This window comes from Streptomyces sp. B6B3, assembly GCF_039871525.1.
Taxonomy (GTDB): domain Bacteria; phylum Actinomycetota; class Actinomycetes; order Streptomycetales; family Streptomycetaceae; genus Streptomyces.
This window is the reverse complement of the sequence record NZ_JBDPLU010000028.1, coordinates 1-14,525: the sequence shown is the minus strand read 5'-3', so window position 1 is coordinate 14,525 and position 14,525 is coordinate 1. Positions and strand designations below refer to the sequence as shown.

At 76.5% G+C, this 14,525-nt stretch carries 12 protein-coding genes; 7 read left to right on the top strand and 5 right to left on the bottom strand.

The window, feature by feature from the left end:
- Nucleotides 1-7: 7 nt before the first annotated feature.
- The 4 genes from ABGB06_RS35085 to ABGB06_RS35070 are packed head-to-tail and all read left to right on the top strand — an operon-like array spanning nucleotide 8 to nucleotide 5,109.
- Nucleotides 8-697, top strand: coding sequence for a hypothetical protein (locus ABGB06_RS35085; RefSeq protein WP_347598140.1), 690 nt, complete (start codon nucleotides 8-10; stop codon nucleotides 695-697).
- Nucleotides 694-1,704: a hypothetical protein gene (locus ABGB06_RS35080; RefSeq protein WP_347598137.1), complete on the top strand. Its 1,011-nt coding sequence runs from the start codon at nucleotides 694-696 to the stop codon at nucleotides 1,702-1,704. The genes ABGB06_RS35085 and ABGB06_RS35080 overlap by 4 nt, the downstream gene beginning before the upstream one ends.
- Nucleotides 1,701-4,130, top strand: coding sequence for an amino acid adenylation domain-containing protein (locus tag ABGB06_RS35075; RefSeq protein ID WP_347598134.1), 2,430 nt, complete (start codon nucleotides 1,701-1,703; stop codon nucleotides 4,128-4,130). The genes ABGB06_RS35080 and ABGB06_RS35075 overlap by 4 nt, the downstream gene beginning before the upstream one ends.
- On the top strand, nucleotides 4,123-5,109 hold the full coding sequence (locus ABGB06_RS35070) for a Gfo/Idh/MocA family oxidoreductase (RefSeq protein WP_347598131.1): 987 nt from the start codon (nucleotides 4,123-4,125) through the stop codon (nucleotides 5,107-5,109). Before ABGB06_RS35075 ends, ABGB06_RS35070 begins: the two co-directional genes overlap by 8 nt.
- 26 nt (nucleotides 5,110-5,135) lie before the next feature.
- On the opposite strand, the gene ABGB06_RS35065 is transcribed toward ABGB06_RS35070, so the two are convergent.
- The 5 genes from ABGB06_RS35065 to ABGB06_RS35045 form a co-directional block, all read right to left on the bottom strand.
- The gene (locus ABGB06_RS35065) at nucleotides 5,136-5,903 is read right to left on the bottom strand and encodes a hypothetical protein (RefSeq protein WP_347598128.1); all 768 of its coding nucleotides are present in this window, start codon (nucleotides 5,901-5,903) and stop codon (nucleotides 5,136-5,138) included.
- Nucleotides 5,893-7,128 (bottom strand): hypothetical protein, encoded by a 1,236-nt coding sequence (locus ABGB06_RS35060; protein WP_347598125.1) that lies wholly within the window; start codon nucleotides 7,126-7,128, stop codon nucleotides 5,893-5,895. Before ABGB06_RS35060 ends, ABGB06_RS35065 begins: the two co-directional genes overlap by 11 nt.
- Complete coding sequence (locus ABGB06_RS35055; RefSeq protein ID WP_347598122.1) at nucleotides 7,115-8,428, bottom strand: DegT/DnrJ/EryC1/StrS family aminotransferase; 1,314 nt, start codon at nucleotides 8,426-8,428, stop codon at nucleotides 7,115-7,117. The genes ABGB06_RS35060 and ABGB06_RS35055 overlap by 14 nt, the downstream gene beginning before the upstream one ends.
- 138 nt (nucleotides 8,429-8,566) lie before the next feature.
- Nucleotides 8,567-9,787 carry a crosslink repair DNA glycosylase YcaQ family protein gene (locus tag ABGB06_RS35050; RefSeq protein WP_347598119.1) on the bottom strand — a complete coding sequence of 407 codons (1,221 nt, stop codon included), beginning with the start codon at nucleotides 9,785-9,787 and terminating at the stop codon, nucleotides 8,567-8,569.
- A gap of 251 nt (nucleotides 9,788-10,038) precedes the next feature.
- Nucleotides 10,039-11,190 (bottom strand): acyl-CoA dehydrogenase family protein, encoded by a 1,152-nt coding sequence (locus ABGB06_RS35045; RefSeq protein WP_347598116.1) that lies wholly within the window; start codon nucleotides 11,188-11,190, stop codon nucleotides 10,039-10,041.
- A 177-nt stretch (nucleotides 11,191-11,367) separates the two neighbouring features.
- On the opposite strand from ABGB06_RS35045, the gene ABGB06_RS35040 reads away from it, so the two are divergent.
- From ABGB06_RS35040 to ABGB06_RS35030, 3 genes are read left to right on the top strand one after another with little or no spacing between them, the layout of a single operon-like run.
- The gene (locus ABGB06_RS35040; RefSeq protein WP_347598113.1) at nucleotides 11,368-12,939 is read left to right on the top strand and encodes a GMC oxidoreductase; all 1,572 of its coding nucleotides are present in this window, start codon (nucleotides 11,368-11,370) and stop codon (nucleotides 12,937-12,939) included.
- Nucleotides 12,914-13,237 (top strand): acyl carrier protein, encoded by a 324-nt coding sequence (locus ABGB06_RS35035; protein WP_347598110.1) that lies wholly within the window; start codon nucleotides 12,914-12,916, stop codon nucleotides 13,235-13,237. Before ABGB06_RS35040 ends, ABGB06_RS35035 begins: the two co-directional genes overlap by 26 nt.
- Before the next feature lie 11 nt (nucleotides 13,238-13,248).
- Entirely contained in the window at nucleotides 13,249-14,463 is a 1,215-nt protein-coding gene (locus ABGB06_RS35030) for an MFS transporter (protein WP_347598107.1), read from the top strand.
- Nucleotides 14,464-14,525 lie beyond the last annotated feature (62 nt).

The window sequence follows — 14,525 nt, the reverse complement described above, 5'->3', positions numbered from 1 at the left end:
GCTCGCCATGTCCGGTCGGATCGACGTCCCCGACCCGGTGCCGGTCGTCGGCCGCGCCGGCGTCCCCGTGCGGGTGGCCGCGTGCCGGATCGCCGAGGCGCCCGTGGACCGTTGCCCGCCCGACGATCTCGCCGCGGCCGACGGGCTGCCCGCGCCGCGCGCCGCGGAACGGCTCGCGGCGCGCGGCCTGCTGCGCCGGCTGCTGGCGGAGACCACGGACGGCGAGGCGGCGGCCGCCCCGCTGCGCGCCGAGCCTTCGGGGCGTCCCGTCCTCGCCGGGCACCCCGACCTCGCCGTCAGCCTGTCGCACGCCGACGGCTGGGTCGCCGCGGCCGTCGGTCGCCGCCGGGTCGGGGTGGACGTCCAGCCGCCGCGCTCCGGTATCGCGGCGGCGGGACGTCCGCGGTCGGCCCGCCGGCGCGGTCCTTGCCGGCTGCCGGACGCCCCGACGGATCTGGAGGCGGCCTGGATCTGGTCGGTGCAGGAGGCGTGCGTGAAGGCGACGGGCGACGGGCTGGCCGGGCTGCCCTGGCGGATCCCCGTCGCGCCCGGCGCGGTCGCCGGCCGCTGGGGCGGGCTGCGCTGGGCGGCGCTCCGCGCGCACTTCCCACTCCCCGTCAGCTGCGCCTGGGACCCGGGCCCAGGCACGGACCCGGAGACGGACGACCCGGGCACGGACGTGGAGGTGATCCCATGACCTCGGCCACGCTCACCGACTACCGCGGGCTGAGCTGCTACACCGCCAACCTGACCGCGTATCTCGACGCCGAGTTCGACGCGGGCGAGCTGGTGTTCCGGAGCGTGCGCACCGCCGTGCGGACCGATCTGGTGCCCGGGCGGCTCGCGTTCTCACACCACCGGGTCCGCCTGGAGCGGCTGCCCGACGGCAGCCGGCTGCGGCACCGCGCCGCGCGGACCGCCGCCGACGCCCTCGACGCGGTGGCCGACCAGGTGCGCCGGTACGGCCGGGCCCTCGTCGTGGTCGACAACCGCCGGCTGCCCTGGTCCCCCGCGGTCAGGACCGCGCCGCACTGGCTGCTCGTCGACGGGCCGTGCGGGGCCGCGGGTTGGCCGGTGCGGGACGAGTTCAGCGGCCTGCTGCCGGCCGGCGAACAGCTGCCGTTCGCCGGCCGGCTCACGTCCCGCCAGCTCGCCGACGCGATGGACGCGCCCGAGTGGAACGAACAGCAGCGGGTGCGGAACCGGCTGGCGTGCGGGTTTCCGCTCGCCGTCCCCGACGCGCCGGGCCGGTGGTGGCTGGAGCGCACGACGGAGCCCGCCGGGGCGGCCGAGCCGCTGCCAGGGCGGTGGCTCACGGACGAGCTGCCCGCCCTGGCGTTCCTCGGCGACCGGCTGGCCGATTCGGCCGAGGCGCTCGCCCGCCATCTCGACGACTGCTGGGCGCTCGCCGGACACCACTGCTTCGCGCTGCGGCACGCGCTCGCCGGCGCGGCGGCCGGGGAGCCCGCCCGAACGGACCTGGAGACCGCGGAGGCCCGGTGGGCGGCGCTGCCCCGCATGCTGCGGATGGCCGCCGAATCCGCCGAGCGCGGCCGGCCACGCCCCGGGATCGTCCGGCGCGCCTTCGCCGAGGTGGGTGCCGCCCAACACGCTGCCCAACGCGCCGTGCCCGATCCCGTGCCCGCCCCCATCCCCGTGCCACGGAGCACCACCCCCCAACCGAGCACAGGAGACCAGCCGTGACCACTACCCCGGGACTCGCGAGGTCCCGCACCGACACCCTGTGGGACCTCTTCCTGTCCACCGCGGAGCGGGTCGCCGACGAGACCGCCCTGGAGATCGGCCCGCACGCGCTGACGTACGCCGAACTGCACGACCGCGCCGAGCGGCTCGCCGCCGTGCTGGAGTCCCGGCTGGCCGACCCCGCCGCGGCCGTCGGGCTGCTCGCCGCCCGCGACCCGCGGACCTACGTGGGCTACCTGGCCGCGCTGCGCACGGGCCGTCCGCTGGTGCCCCTCAACCCGCGGTTCCCCGCGGAACGGCTGGCGCGGATGTGCCGGGCCGCCAACGTCGGCGTGCTGCTGGCCGACCCGGGCTCCGCCGAGGTCGCGGGCGAGGTCGCCCAGGCCGTCCCGGGCACCGGGGTGTACGTGGCCCCCGACGCCGGCGACCCGGGCGCGGCCGGGTCCGCGATCCCGCCGGGCCGCGCCGCCGCCTACCGCGGCACCGCCCAGGACGTCGCCTATGTCCTCTTCACCTCGGGATCGACCGGACAGCCCAAGGGGGTGCCGATCCGGCACCGGAACCTCTCGGAGTACCTGGCGGCCGGCCTGGAGCGGTACACAACGCTCACACCGGGGTGCCGGATGTCCCAGCACTACGCGCTGACCTTCGACCCCTCGGTCCTCGACATGTTCCTCGCCTGGGGCTCGGGCGCGACCCTGGTCGTGCCGCTCCGCGAGGAGGAGATGACGCCCGTCTCGTTCGTCAACGAGCGCCGGATCACCCACTGGAGCTCCGTCCCCTCGGTGATCTCGCTGGCCCGTCGGATGCGGACGCTGACGCCGGGCGCGATGCCGAACCTGCGGGTCAGCCTCTTCATGGGCGAGCAGCTGACGCTCGACCAGGCCGCGGCCTGGGCCGACGCGGCGCCCGGCAGCGTCATCGACAACCTCTACGGGCCGACCGAGCTGACCGTCACCTGCACCGGCTACCGCCTCCCGGCCGACCGGGCCGCATGGCCGCGCACCCCGAACGGGACGGTGCCCATCGGCCGGCCGCTGCCGCATCTGGAGGCCGTCGTCCGGGCGGACGACGACGGCGGTGCGAACGGCGGCGACGCGGAGGGCGAGCTGTGCGTCCGCGGCTCGCAGCGCTTCCAGGGCTATCTGGATCCGCGGGACGACGCGCACCGGTTCCTGCGCGGCGGGCCGGCCGGGCTCGCCGAGGTGGTGGGCCGCCCGGCGGACGGCGACTGGTACCGCACCGGCGACCAGGTCCGCTGGTGGCAGGGGGAACTCCTGCACCTGGGACGGGTCGACGACCAGGTGAAGGTCCGCGGACACCGCGTCGAACCGGGCGAGATCGAGGGCCTGCTGCGGCGGCAGCCCGGCGTGCAGGAGGCCGTGGTCGTGCTGGTCGACGGCGGCGGCCGGAGCGAGCTGCACGCCTGCTACCTCGGGCGTCCTGGCCTCGACGGCGAACTGCGGGCCGCCGTCCGGGCCGCCCTGCCGCCGTACATGGTGCCCGCCGGCATCCACCACCGGCGGACGTTGCCGGTGAACGAGAACGGCAAGACCGACCGCCGCCGGCTCGCGACGGAGCTGCGGCGCCGCCCGCGGCCGGGAGCGGACGACCAGCGGCACCGGCCCGCCGGGCCCGCGGAGTCGGCCAGCCCCGGCCTCGGGGAGCTGGCGCTGGCCGCCGCCCGGGCCGGCGCCGACCAGGTGCTCGCCCGGCTGGACGTGGCCCGCGAACGCCGGGCCGCCGGCGGCCGGGACCGGCACGACCGCGACCCCGTGACGGCCGCCGATCTGGCCAGCGACCGGGCCATCAGGGACGCGCTGCGCGCCGCCCGTCCGCACGACGCCTCGCTCACCGAGGAGTCCGGCCACCAGGCCGGCACGTCGGGACTGCGCTGGATCGTGGATCCGCTCGACGGCACGGTCAACGTCACGCACGGCATCGACCGGTGCGCGGTCAGCGTGGCGGTGGAGTCCGAACGGGACGGCGCGGCGCTGGCCGCCGCCGTCGTGCTGCCGCTGACCGGGCACTGGGTCGCCGTGGCCGACGGCGTCGCGACCAGCAGCCTCGACCGGCCCGTGCGGGTCACCGACCGCGATCCGGGGTCCGCGCTCATCTCCTTCGCGGTGCCCAGCTCCGCCCCGGCCCGCGCGACGGCGTACCGCCGCCTCACCGAACTCGTCGGCCGGGTCCAGGACCTGCGCAACCTCGGCTCCACCGTGTGCGATCTCGCGGGCGTCGCCACCGGCGAGCTCGACGGCTTCGTCACCTTCGATCCGAAGCCGTGGGACGTCGCGGCCGGCGTGGCGCTGGTCGAGGCCGCGGGCGGCGGCTGCCAACGCTGGCGGCTGCCCGAAGGACACCAGGTTCTCGTCGCCGGCGGCCCCGCCGTGGTCGCCGCGGTCAGGAGGTGGCTCGATGTCTGAACCAACGAACCGGACGAACGGGCGCGTCGCGCGGGGCCGCGACGACCGGTTCCGGCTGGCCCTCGTGGGCGCGGGCCGGATGGGGCGCACCCATCTGGCGGCCCTGGGCCTCAGCACGCGGGTGACGGTGACGGACGTCGTCGAACCGGTGGCGGCGACCCGCGCGGTGCTGAGCGACGCCGGCCTGCGCGTGCACGCCGACCTCCGCCAGCTGCTCGACCGCGAGGCGCCCGACGGCGTCCTGGTGGCCGCGCCCACCCGGGACCACGCGCGGCTCACCCGGCAGGCGGTCGAGGCCGGCGTGCCCGTGCTGTGCGAGAAGCCCGGCGGCGGTTCCGCCGCCGAGCTCCGCGAGACCGCCACGATCGCGGCCCGGCACCGGGTCCCGGTGCAGGTCGCCTACTGGCGCCGGCACCTGCCCGCGCTCGTCGCGCTGCGGGACCGGATCCGCGCCGGCAAACTGGGGTCCCTGTACCTGGTGGCGGCGTCCCAGTGGGACGGCGAACCGCCGGCCGCCGCGTTCCGGGCCACCAGCGGCGGCGTCTTCGTGGACATGGGCGTCCACGAGGTGGACCAGATTCGCTGGCTGACCGGGGAGGACGTCGTCGGGGTGCACGCCCTGGCCGCCGGCCACGTCGAGGATCCGGAGGTCCGCGACGACGTGGACGCGGCCTTCGCGTCGCTGCGGCTGTCCGGCGGGACGCTGGGCACGGTCGACCTCGGCCGCTACTTCCCCGCCGGCGACACCGTGTGGGTCGAGGTCTTCGGCGCCCGCGGGCACGAGCGGCACGAGCTCATCGGCCGCACCCAGCCCAGGGCGTTCGAGGAGGCGCTGGTCCGGCAGGCGGAGTCCTTCGCAGAGCTGGTCAGGACCGGCCGGTCCAGCGGGGCGAGCCTGCTGGAGGCGATCCGGGTGCTGGAGGTCGCCGAGGAGGCGACGGCCTGGCTGACGCAGGCGGCGGCGACGCCGTCCGGATAGGAGACGAGGGCCGGACGGCGTGCTGTTCACCCGCCGTTCCGGCCCTCGCTGTTCCGGCCCTCGCCGGTCCGTTCGAAGGCGGCCGCGACGGCGGACATCCGACACCTCAGATAGGCGTCGTTCAACGAGTCCGTCCGGCCGCCGGCCAGATGCGGGCTGATCAGGTGGGAGGCGTACGCGGTCGGGTGGCCCTCGCCGCCGGGCGCCCTGACGGCGTGCCGGGCCCGGCCCTGGGCGAGTCCCACGCCGCGCGACGACGCCGGGAGCACCGGCTCCGCCCCCACCGCCGTGACCGCCCTCCCTTCGGGCGCGGGGCCGCCGTCCGCGAGCCCCAGCGCCTCGTCCAACCAGCGCTCCCTGGCGTCGAGTTCCGGAAGCGCCGCGACCCACCCGTCGGGCGGGCCGTGGCCGAGGAGCCGCACCAGCGCCGCGGCGCGCGTCAGCACGGCGCCCGGCGCCCGGCCGGTGGCCGCGCCCTGGGCCAGCGGCCACAGCGAACGGGCGGCGAGCCACTCGCAGGACAGCGCCGTGAGCGTCACCGAACCGGCGCGGGGCCGCTCGCCGCGCCCCAGCGGCTCCGCGCTGGCGATCGGCAGCAGCCCCGCCTGGGTCCGCGGCGCCCGGCACCCGGGCCACGGGCACGGCACGGTGCGGAGCGACACGGTGACGGCGGGATGGGTGACCCAGGTCTCCAGGCGCGGGTGCCGGAGCAGCGCGGCGGCCTCCCGGCGCGCCATGGAGCTGATCACCGAGAGCGGGGTTCGCGTGCTCTCCTCGCGCGGGTCATCCCGCATGAGCGGCCTCCCGTCCGGTCTCCGGGCTGCGTTCCCCGTTCGGCACCTCGTTCGGCACCGCGTTCCGGTTCCCGTCGCGCGTCCCGCGGCCGGCGGTCGCGCCCGCGAGGGCGAGGTCGACCAGCGCGGTGACCTCCTCGGGCGTCAGCGCCTTCCGGTCCGCCGCCGACAGGCCCATCTCGATCCAGGACTCCAGCGCGCGGCGCCGGACCAACTCCCCGAACCCGGTGTCGCCCGGCGGCCCGGCGGCCGTGGGCGCGGGCAGCAGCGCGCCGAGCAGGAACGCCGCGGCCCACACCTCGAGGGAGAGACAGGGCGCCAGCGCGAACACCCGGCCGACCGGTTCGCCGCGCCGCGCCGCCGCGCCGCCGGCCCGCTCCCATTCGGCCACCACCCGGTCCGCGTCGAGGTCGAGCAGCGCCGCCCAGTCGTGCCAGTCCCAGACGTAGGGATGCTCCAGCGGCTCCTCGGTGCCGGGCAGCAGGAACCGCAGGCCGCACCGCGACTCGCGCAGTTCGACGGCGGCGCCGCCCCGTCCGGCCTCCGCCAGCCCGGGCGCCGGCCGGCGCGCCGGATCCGCCCAGTGGCCCGCGGGGATGGACCACCGCGGGTCGTAGACCGTGACGGGCCGGTGGCCCTCGGCCTCGTAGCCGGACAGGCTGGGCAGTCCGGCGTGCTCCACCAGGTTCGGCACCGTCGCGAAGACCCGCCGGCCGCGGCCGACGCAGAACGGCGTCACGAAGTCGTCGTCCTCCAGCAGTTCGTCAGGAAGCTCGGCGAAGTACGCGGCGAGCGCCAGGGCGTCCGCCGCCGGCAGCGCGAGCCCGAGCGTGGACGTCCACTCGACCACGGACATCGGCGCCCACGCCTGGCCGGCCAGCGCCGCCCGGCGCACCGCGTAGGAGTTCCGCGGGCTGGTCTGCTGCACCGAGAGCGTGACGCCGTCGTGCGGCCGGGCCGCGATCGCCCGGGTCAGCTGGTCGGCGAAGCCGCGCACCGGCACCGCGTCGTCCTGGAGCACGACGTGGTGGGTCGCGCCCTCGGCCACCGCGGCCCAGGCCCGTTTGGCGGTGCGCAACGGGCTCGGCGGCCCGTCCGGATCCGGATCCGTCACCACCCGCACCGGCAGCGGCTCGCAGGCCGCGAGCAGCGCCGGCAGGGCGTCCCGGCGTTTCGGATGGTGCATCACCACGACGCTGAGCCGGATGCCGTCACCCGAGGCCATGCGCGCTCGCCTGGCCCTCGACCACCGGTCCTCGGGCGGTGACGATCTTGGCGATCGCGTCCGCGATGTCCCGCATGTCCCGCTCGTCGCCGAGGAAGGCGCTGTGGTGCGTCTGCACGCAGTGGTTCGCCCAGTAGTCGGCGTTGGGGTAGGAACGCCCCGCGTGCAGGTCGACGAACCGCTTGGCGAGCGGCGCCAGCGTCGGCTTGGTCCACGGCGCCAGCAGCGGGCTGCGGTGCAGCGGGGTGTCGGTGGCGTAGAACCGCCGGCCGAGCTCGGCGGACAGCGCGCCGGCGACCTCCTCGATGGTCATGGCCCCGGGCAGCTCGTCGAACACGATGGTGGCCTCGTACATCGACATCCGCGTCTGCTCGGGACGCGGTTCCAGCAGCCGCACCCCGGGCACGCCGGCCAGCAGTTCCCGCAGCCTCCGCCAGTTGCGGGACCGCACCTCGCCCTCCCGGTCGAGCACGGCCAACTGGGCGCAGAGCACCGCGGCGTTGAACTCGCTCATACAGTGGTTCGCGCCCTGGATGGTGGCCGACTCCTCCAGGTCCAGGTCGCCGGGCGGGGCGGACGTGCCGCGGTAGCGGCGGGAGTCGGCCCGCAGCTCCTCCAGGCGCGGCGCCAGCGTGGGGTCGTCGGTGACGACGGCGCCGCCCTCACCGGCGGTGAGCGGCTTGCCGTTCTGGAAGCTGAAGCAGCCGAGCCGGCCCATGGAACCGGCCTGCCGGCCGCGCCACTCGCCGCCGTGCGCCTGGGCGGCGTCCTCGATGACGACCATGCCCCGCGGCTCCGCCGCGGCGGTCAGCGCCGGCACGTCCGCCATCGTGCAGGCCCAGTGCACCGCGACCAGCGCCCGCGCCTCGACGTCCTGGTCGAGGAACTCCGGGGTCACGCAGCCGGAGTCGGGGTCCACGTCGACCAGCAGCGGGACCAGTCCCGCGCGGAGCGCGGCGGTCGCGCAGGCGGTCCAGGTGAGCGCCGGGACGAGGACGACGTCCCCGTACTGGAGGTCGAGCACCTCCATGGCCACGACGAGCGCGCTGGAGCCGTGGTCCACGGGAACGCAGTGCCGCACCCCGAGATAGCGCGCGAACTCGCGGGCGAACCTGCGCTCGAACAGCTCGCTGCCCTCGGGGCTGGTGATCGCCCACCGGCCGCTGTGCAGGACCTCGCGGAGCAGGGACTCGGCCTCCGGCGCGGGGATCGGCCAGGTGGGCCAACGACGGGTGGATGGCCTGATGGGTGTCCCACCGGCCACGGCCAGTTCGGCCGGTTGGGTCATTGAGTACGTCATGCTCCCAGGGTTGGCGGCCCCGATACGGTCGCGATACACGCGGCACCCCGTTCGGCGGCACGGCATGTCACGGGAGTTGGCGGCCCCGATACGGTCGCGATACACGACCGCATACGTCCGGGAGCGGCGGCGGGTCGGTCACCCGTCCCAGGTCAGCGCCAGGCTGCGCCCGGAGAGGTCGGCCAGCCGCTCGGCTTCCCGCTCCGCGGCCCGCACCGCCCAGCGCGGCAGCCCGCGCCCGAGGCCCTCCAGCGTCAGCCGCAGCCGGTTCCCCTGCCGGGTCGAGGCCCAGACCCCGCGGATCCGGTGGCCCACCAGGATCACCGGCGTGAGCCAGCCCTGCGGCCGGTAGACGCGCGGGCGGTGCGCGAGCGGCAGCCCCGCGCCGCCGGTCCTGGGCAGGGTGATCGTCCACTGGTCGAACGCCGGCAGCAGCCGCACCGTGCGGGGCTCCGACGCGTCCCGCAGTCCCGGCAGCTGGGCCGCGAGCGCGTAGCCGGGCTGCCCGTCGATCGTCACCGTGGCGACCTCCGGGCCCAGCGCGTCGAGCAGGCCCTTGGTCTGGCGCGCGCCGGCGCCCAGCCAGCGGGTGAGGTCCTCCAGGCTGGCGGCGCCGTGCATGGCCAGCGCGCGGCGGGCCACCGCGAGGCGGGCGTCGGCCAGGGACACGGACGACGGGTCCGCGCCCACCCAGGTGCCGGGGTGGGTGAAGCGCACGGTCGTGCCCTCCCCCGGCGCGAAGCAGAGCCGGCCGCTGAACGACACGGGCTTGAGCGCGGTGCCCCAGCTCTCCGTCAGCAGCCGCCCGTACCCGGCCCCGCCGGGCAGTCCCTCCACGGCCCGGGCCAGCTCGGTCCTGCCGAGGTGCTTTCCGTGCAGCGCGCGGCCGGCCAGGTCGACCAGCCGGCGGGTGTCCTGGTCGGTCATCCCGTAGGTGCCGAAGGTGCCGAAAAGCGCGAGCCACTCGTCGAGTTCGGCCGCCGGAAGCAGGTGCAGGGTGCCGCGCACCGCCCACAGCTTGACCAGCTCCCGCCGGGTCCAGAGGGCCTCCGCCAGGTCGCCGTCCCGCGGTTCGTCCAGCCGCGCGGCGACGGAGAGCTCGGCGGAGGACATCACCTGGGCGTGCAGTCCGCAGAGCGCGGACGCGACGTCGACGGCCGTGCCCGTCGGCAGCCGGGGCACCAGATGCTGCCGCACGAGCCGCCAGTTCAGCACCTGCGCCCAGGTCAGGTTCTCGGCCGCCCCGCCCCCTGGTGGGGCCCCGGATACGGTCGCCGGTCCCGCCACCCGTTCAGTGACCGGATCGGGCGCCTTGCCGGCGGTCGGACCACTGGCCCGATCCGCCGCCGACGTACTCACCCCTGGACGCGCCTTTCCGACCGCCGGTGCGCTCGCCGGGGCGGCCGTCGGATCACTCGCCGGATGTGCCGTCGCTGCGCGCGCCGGTGTGCTCGCCCGCTCCGTGGGCGGATCGCTCGCCGGTGTGTTCAGCGCCGCGGTCGTCGGATCCGCCGGATCAGTCGCCGGCACGTCCCCACCTCGCCATCTCGCGTGCCCTGCCGCCATTTCGGGCGTCCGCCCACCCTAACGGGCCGTGAGTGACCGGGCGATCACGGTCGCAGCAGATCGTCGGCGTGGTCGGCGAGACCGGTCAGCAGCGCCCCGGTGGCCCCGCCGGCGACCGCGAACATGGCCGCCTGGGCGCTCAGCAGCGCCAGCCCGCCGTCCCGGAACGCGTCGGCGCCGCGCAGGTCCGCGCACTCCCGGAGGACGCGCAGGGTGCCCTCGCCGACCGCGGCCTTCAGCGCCATGGCCCGCGCGGGAGTCGGCGGTCCTTCGGACGTCGCCCAGCCGCAGAGGGCGTCCAGCCGGGCGAACTCCACCAGGCAGGCCGCGAACCGCTGCCGGATCGCCGCGTCGTCCCACAGGGTGCCGTCGCCGGACGGCCGGCCGGTCAGCCACTCCCGGGTCCCGGCGAGCACCCGGCGGCAGACGGCCCGCGACCACAGCGCGCCGGCCAGCCGTTCGGTCGCGACGTGCCGGGCGAACAGGGCCAGGCCGCGTCCCGACGGGCCGACGAGCCCGGGCTCCCGGGCCCGGGCGGACGCGAAGTCCACGTCCGCCAGCCCGGCTCCCGGGAACACCTGCCCGCCGACCGGGCGCACGGTGACCCCGTCCGCCCGCGCCGGCACGACGACCCAGCCGAAGCTCGTGAAGTGCCGGGCGGCGCGCCGGCGGGCCAGCACCAGGAAGTGGTCGCAGTGCGCCGCGTTGGTGATCCACTGTTTGGTGCCCGTGACGGCCGGCGGATCGCCCGCCACCGCGGTCCGCGCGCCCATCACGTCGGAGCCGGCCGACGCCGCGTCGGTCACCGCGAACGCCACCACCGCGTCACCGCGGAGCGCCGCGTCCAGCAGGCCGTCCCCGGCTGTGTTCCCGGCGTCCCGACCCAGGGTCTCGGCCAGCAGCGGCACCACCGAGGCGGCCTGGACGCAGACCGAGAGCACCAGGCCGACGGGCAGCCGCGCGTCCAACTCCTCCAGCAGGGCGGCGAGCCGGCCGGGCTCAGGAACCCAGGAATGGGGGTCCCCCCGGCCGAAGGCTGGGGGACGGTCCGACGAGAGCGCCGCGACCAGTCCCCGGGAGCCGAGCGAGCGCCACAGGCCGCGGGCGTCGAGCCCGGCGTCGGCGGCCTCGGCGGCGGCCTCGGCCACGGCGGAGCGGTAGGACACGAGCGTCTGTGGAGCCTGACGAGTGGTCACCCGGTGATGGTCGGGGCACCCGATACGGGGCCGGTACGCGGCCGGCGCGGGCGCTGGCGGGCCCGGCGTACCCGCCGCGTATCGGCCGGCGCGACGCTCGCCTGGATCGCCCGGTCTCCGCGTCCGCGTCCGCGGCGCGGCGGGCCGACCACGTGCTTGAGAGGACGGAGACGACGAGTGGGAGAGCAGACGCACGACCCGACGACGGGACCTCGCGTCATCGTCCTCGGCGGCGGCATGAGCGGACTGGCCACGGCACAACGGCTGGCGGCCCACGGAGTGGGCGAGATCGTCGTCGCCGAGGCCGGCGAACGGAGTCTGGACGACCACATCAACGCGGTCATGTCGGAGGAGGAGATCGAGAACCGCTGGCGGGTGCCCGGCGAGGACCCCGTGCTGTGGCGGCCCTGGAGCAGCACCCTCCCGCCGCACTACGACGGCGCCACCGGGCTGCGCCGCCAGTTGGGCGGCCGGTCCCTCTACTGGCACGGCGTGGTGCTGCGGATGGATCCGTGGGCGCTGGCGGACTCCGCCGCGTGGCCGGACGTCCTCGGCGCCGACCAGCGGCTGTACCAGGAGGTGGAGCGCGAGCTGACGACGTGGTGTGGCCAGCCCCTGCAGGCGCCGCGGTCCGACACCGAGGAGTCGTTCCTCGACTGGTTCCGGACCGCCGGCCACGCCGAGGTCGAGCGCACCCCGCTGGCCGCCCAACGCTTCGAGACCGACGCGGGACCGCGCTGGCGCGCCTTCAGCCCGCTCTACGCCGGCTGGGGCCCGGCGGCCACCGCGGGCGACTGCCCGGCCGTCAGGATCCGCACGGGCGTCCGCGCGATCGGCATCGCGGCGGATGCCGGCGGCGTGCGGGCCCTGCTCCAGGATCCCGGCGCGGGAGCGCCCCGGTGGACCCGGGCCGACGCGCTGGTGCTCGCGGCGGGCGCGCTGGAGAACACCCGCCTCGTCGCGCAGGCGCTCGGCGAACGCGACCCGCGGCACCACGAGTTCCCCGGCCTCAGCGACCACATCCTGCAGGGCTTCGTGGTGCACCTGCCGCGGAACCCGTGGGGCACCGGCGGTGGCGACGGCGCGTGCCTCCTGCTCCGCGGCGACGCCGACAGCCGCAGCAACCTCTTCGTCAAGCTCATCGACGTGCCGGGCGTCGACGGCGTGGTGGTCGACGCGTGGGAGATGGGGGAACAGGAGCCCTCCGAGCTGAACGCCGTCGAGTACCGGGACCGCGCCCGCGCGCCGTGGCCCGCCACCGTCCGCACCGGCCTCACCGCCCGCGACGCCGATCTGGTGGCCGGTCAGCAGGCGCGGCTCCAGCTGCTGTGGGAGCGGCTGGCCGGCGCGCTGGACCTGCCGGCGACGCGGCTCGACTTCGGGGACTACCTGACGGCCAACCGGGAGGTCACCGGCTACCTCGACCGCGCCGTCGGCACCCCCGGCACGGCCGAGAGCTACGTCAACACCCTCGGCGGCACCGACCACGAGAGCGGCACCCTGCCCTACGGCCGGATCCTCGACCCGACCGGCCAGGTCCGCGGCGCGCCGGGGGTCTTCGTCGTCGGGCCCGCGGCCTTCCCGCGCCCGGGCGCGGCGAACCCCTCGCTGACCACCCTCGCGCTGGCCCGGCACACCGCCGACCAGGTCGTCCGGCACCTCGACGGTCCTGACGTATCGGCGACGTACCGGCGACGTACGGAAGGGGAGGACCGTGTCCGCCATGGCATCCATTCCGCAACGCCCTGACGGCGCGGTCGGGACACGTGACCGCACGCCGTCCGAGGCAGTCATCGCCCTGTTGCTCGCCGAGGCCTGTCCCCCCGACGACGTGGTGCCGACGCCCGAGACACCGCTCACCGACGGCGGGCTCGAACTCAGCTCGCTCGACCTGGTGCGCGCCATCGTCGGCATCGAGGAGTCGCTCGGCATCGAACTCGGCGACGAGGAGGTCATGGACGCGGACCTGCGCACCGTGGCGGACGTGCTCGCGCTGGTGGCGCGAGCGACCCCGCCGCATCCGAACCCGCCGTACCCGAACCGTTGAGGAGTGACGACGTGGCCGCCGACACCGCACCCTCCGAGGTCCTCGTTCCGGACCGGAACACGCCCAGCGCCAGCGACCGGCGCGCGCGGCTCGCGGTGCTCCTGCTGTTCGTCATCGAGGGGATGACGCTGGGCGGCTGGACCTCCCGCGCACCCGACGTCAGTCACGGGGTCGGCCTCTCGGACACCGGCTGGGGTCTCTCCTACTTCGCCGCGACGGCGGGCGAGGTGGTGGCGCTCTCCGCGATCACCCTGCTGATCGGGCGGGTGCGCACCTCGCGCCTGTCGCTGGCCGGCGCCGTCTGCGTGCTCGCCAGCGCCCCGCTGGCGGCGTCGGCGCCGACCATCATCGCGCTGCTGCTCGGCATCCTGGTGTACGGGTTCGCCGCCACGCTGCTGTCCGTGCCGTCCAACGCCCAGGCCGCCGAGGTGGAACGCCGGTACGGCCGGCCGGTCATGTCGGCCTTCCACGGCGCCTTCAGCGTCGGGATGCTGGCCGGCGGCGGGCTCGGCATCGTGGCCGTCTCGGCGGGCGTCCCGCCCGGCGCGCAGATCGCCGCGTCCAGCGTGGTGCTGGCCGTCCTGCTGGTGGCGACCTACCGCTGGCACCCCAACGACGCGCCGTCCGAGTCCGAGGCAAAGGGCCCGCGGCGCCGCCTGCGCGACCGGTTCACCCCCCAGCTGCGGCTGCTCGCCGTGCTCGCGTTCCTGGTGTCCTTCACCGAGGGCGCGGGCGCCTACTGGAGCGCCATCTACACGGCCGACGCGATCGGCGCGGGCGCGGCCATGGGGGCGGTGGCGTACACCAGCCTGTCCGCAGGACTGGCCATCACCCGCCTCGTCGGGGACCGGGTGACCGCCCGCGTCGGGCGTCGCCGGGTCATCAGGAGCTCGTCGGTCGTGGCCGCGCTCGGCACGGTGACCGCCCTGTCCGTGGCCCATCCGGCGGCCGCGATCGTGGGGTTCGCGCTGCTGGGCATCGGGGTCGCCTGCGCCATGCCGATCATCTTCGGCCTGGCCGGCGACCAGCCGGGCGTCAGCACGGGCGAGGGCGTGTCCGTGGTGGCGCTCGGGCAGTGGCCGGCGTTCCTGGCCGCGCCGGCGCTGATCGGCGCGCTCACCGGCGTCGTCGACCTGCGGGTCGCCCTGCTGCTGGCGGTGGTCGCGGCGGTCGCCATGGCGGCGCTCGTCGGTCGGGTGCGGAGCGGGGACGGCACCCCGGCCTGACACCCGGCTGTCCCACCGGCTGAACGACCGCGCGCCCGGCGTCGCGCGAGCCCTCGAGCTCG

Coding starts and splice junctions, on each gene's coding strand:
- ABGB06_RS35080 (WP_347598137.1), top strand. CDS start 694: ATGACCTCGGCCACGCTCACCGACTACCGCGGGCTGAGCTGCTACACC.
- ABGB06_RS35055 (WP_347598122.1), bottom strand. CDS start 8,428: ATGACGTACTCAATGACCCAACCGGCCGAACTGGCCGTGGCCGGTGGG.
- ABGB06_RS35085 (WP_347598140.1), top strand. CDS start 8: ATGTCCGGTCGGATCGACGTCCCCGACCCGGTGCCGGTCGTCGGCCGC.
- ABGB06_RS35060 (WP_347598125.1), bottom strand. CDS start 7,128: ATGGCCTCGGGTGACGGCATCCGGCTCAGCGTCGTGGTGATGCACCAT.
- ABGB06_RS35035 (WP_347598110.1), top strand. CDS start 12,914: ATGGCATCCATTCCGCAACGCCCTGACGGCGCGGTCGGGACACGTGAC.
- ABGB06_RS35070 (WP_347598131.1), top strand. CDS start 4,123: ATGTCTGAACCAACGAACCGGACGAACGGGCGCGTCGCGCGGGGCCGC.
- ABGB06_RS35065 (WP_347598128.1), bottom strand. CDS start 5,903: ATGCGGGATGACCCGCGCGAGGAGAGCACGCGAACCCCGCTCTCGGTG.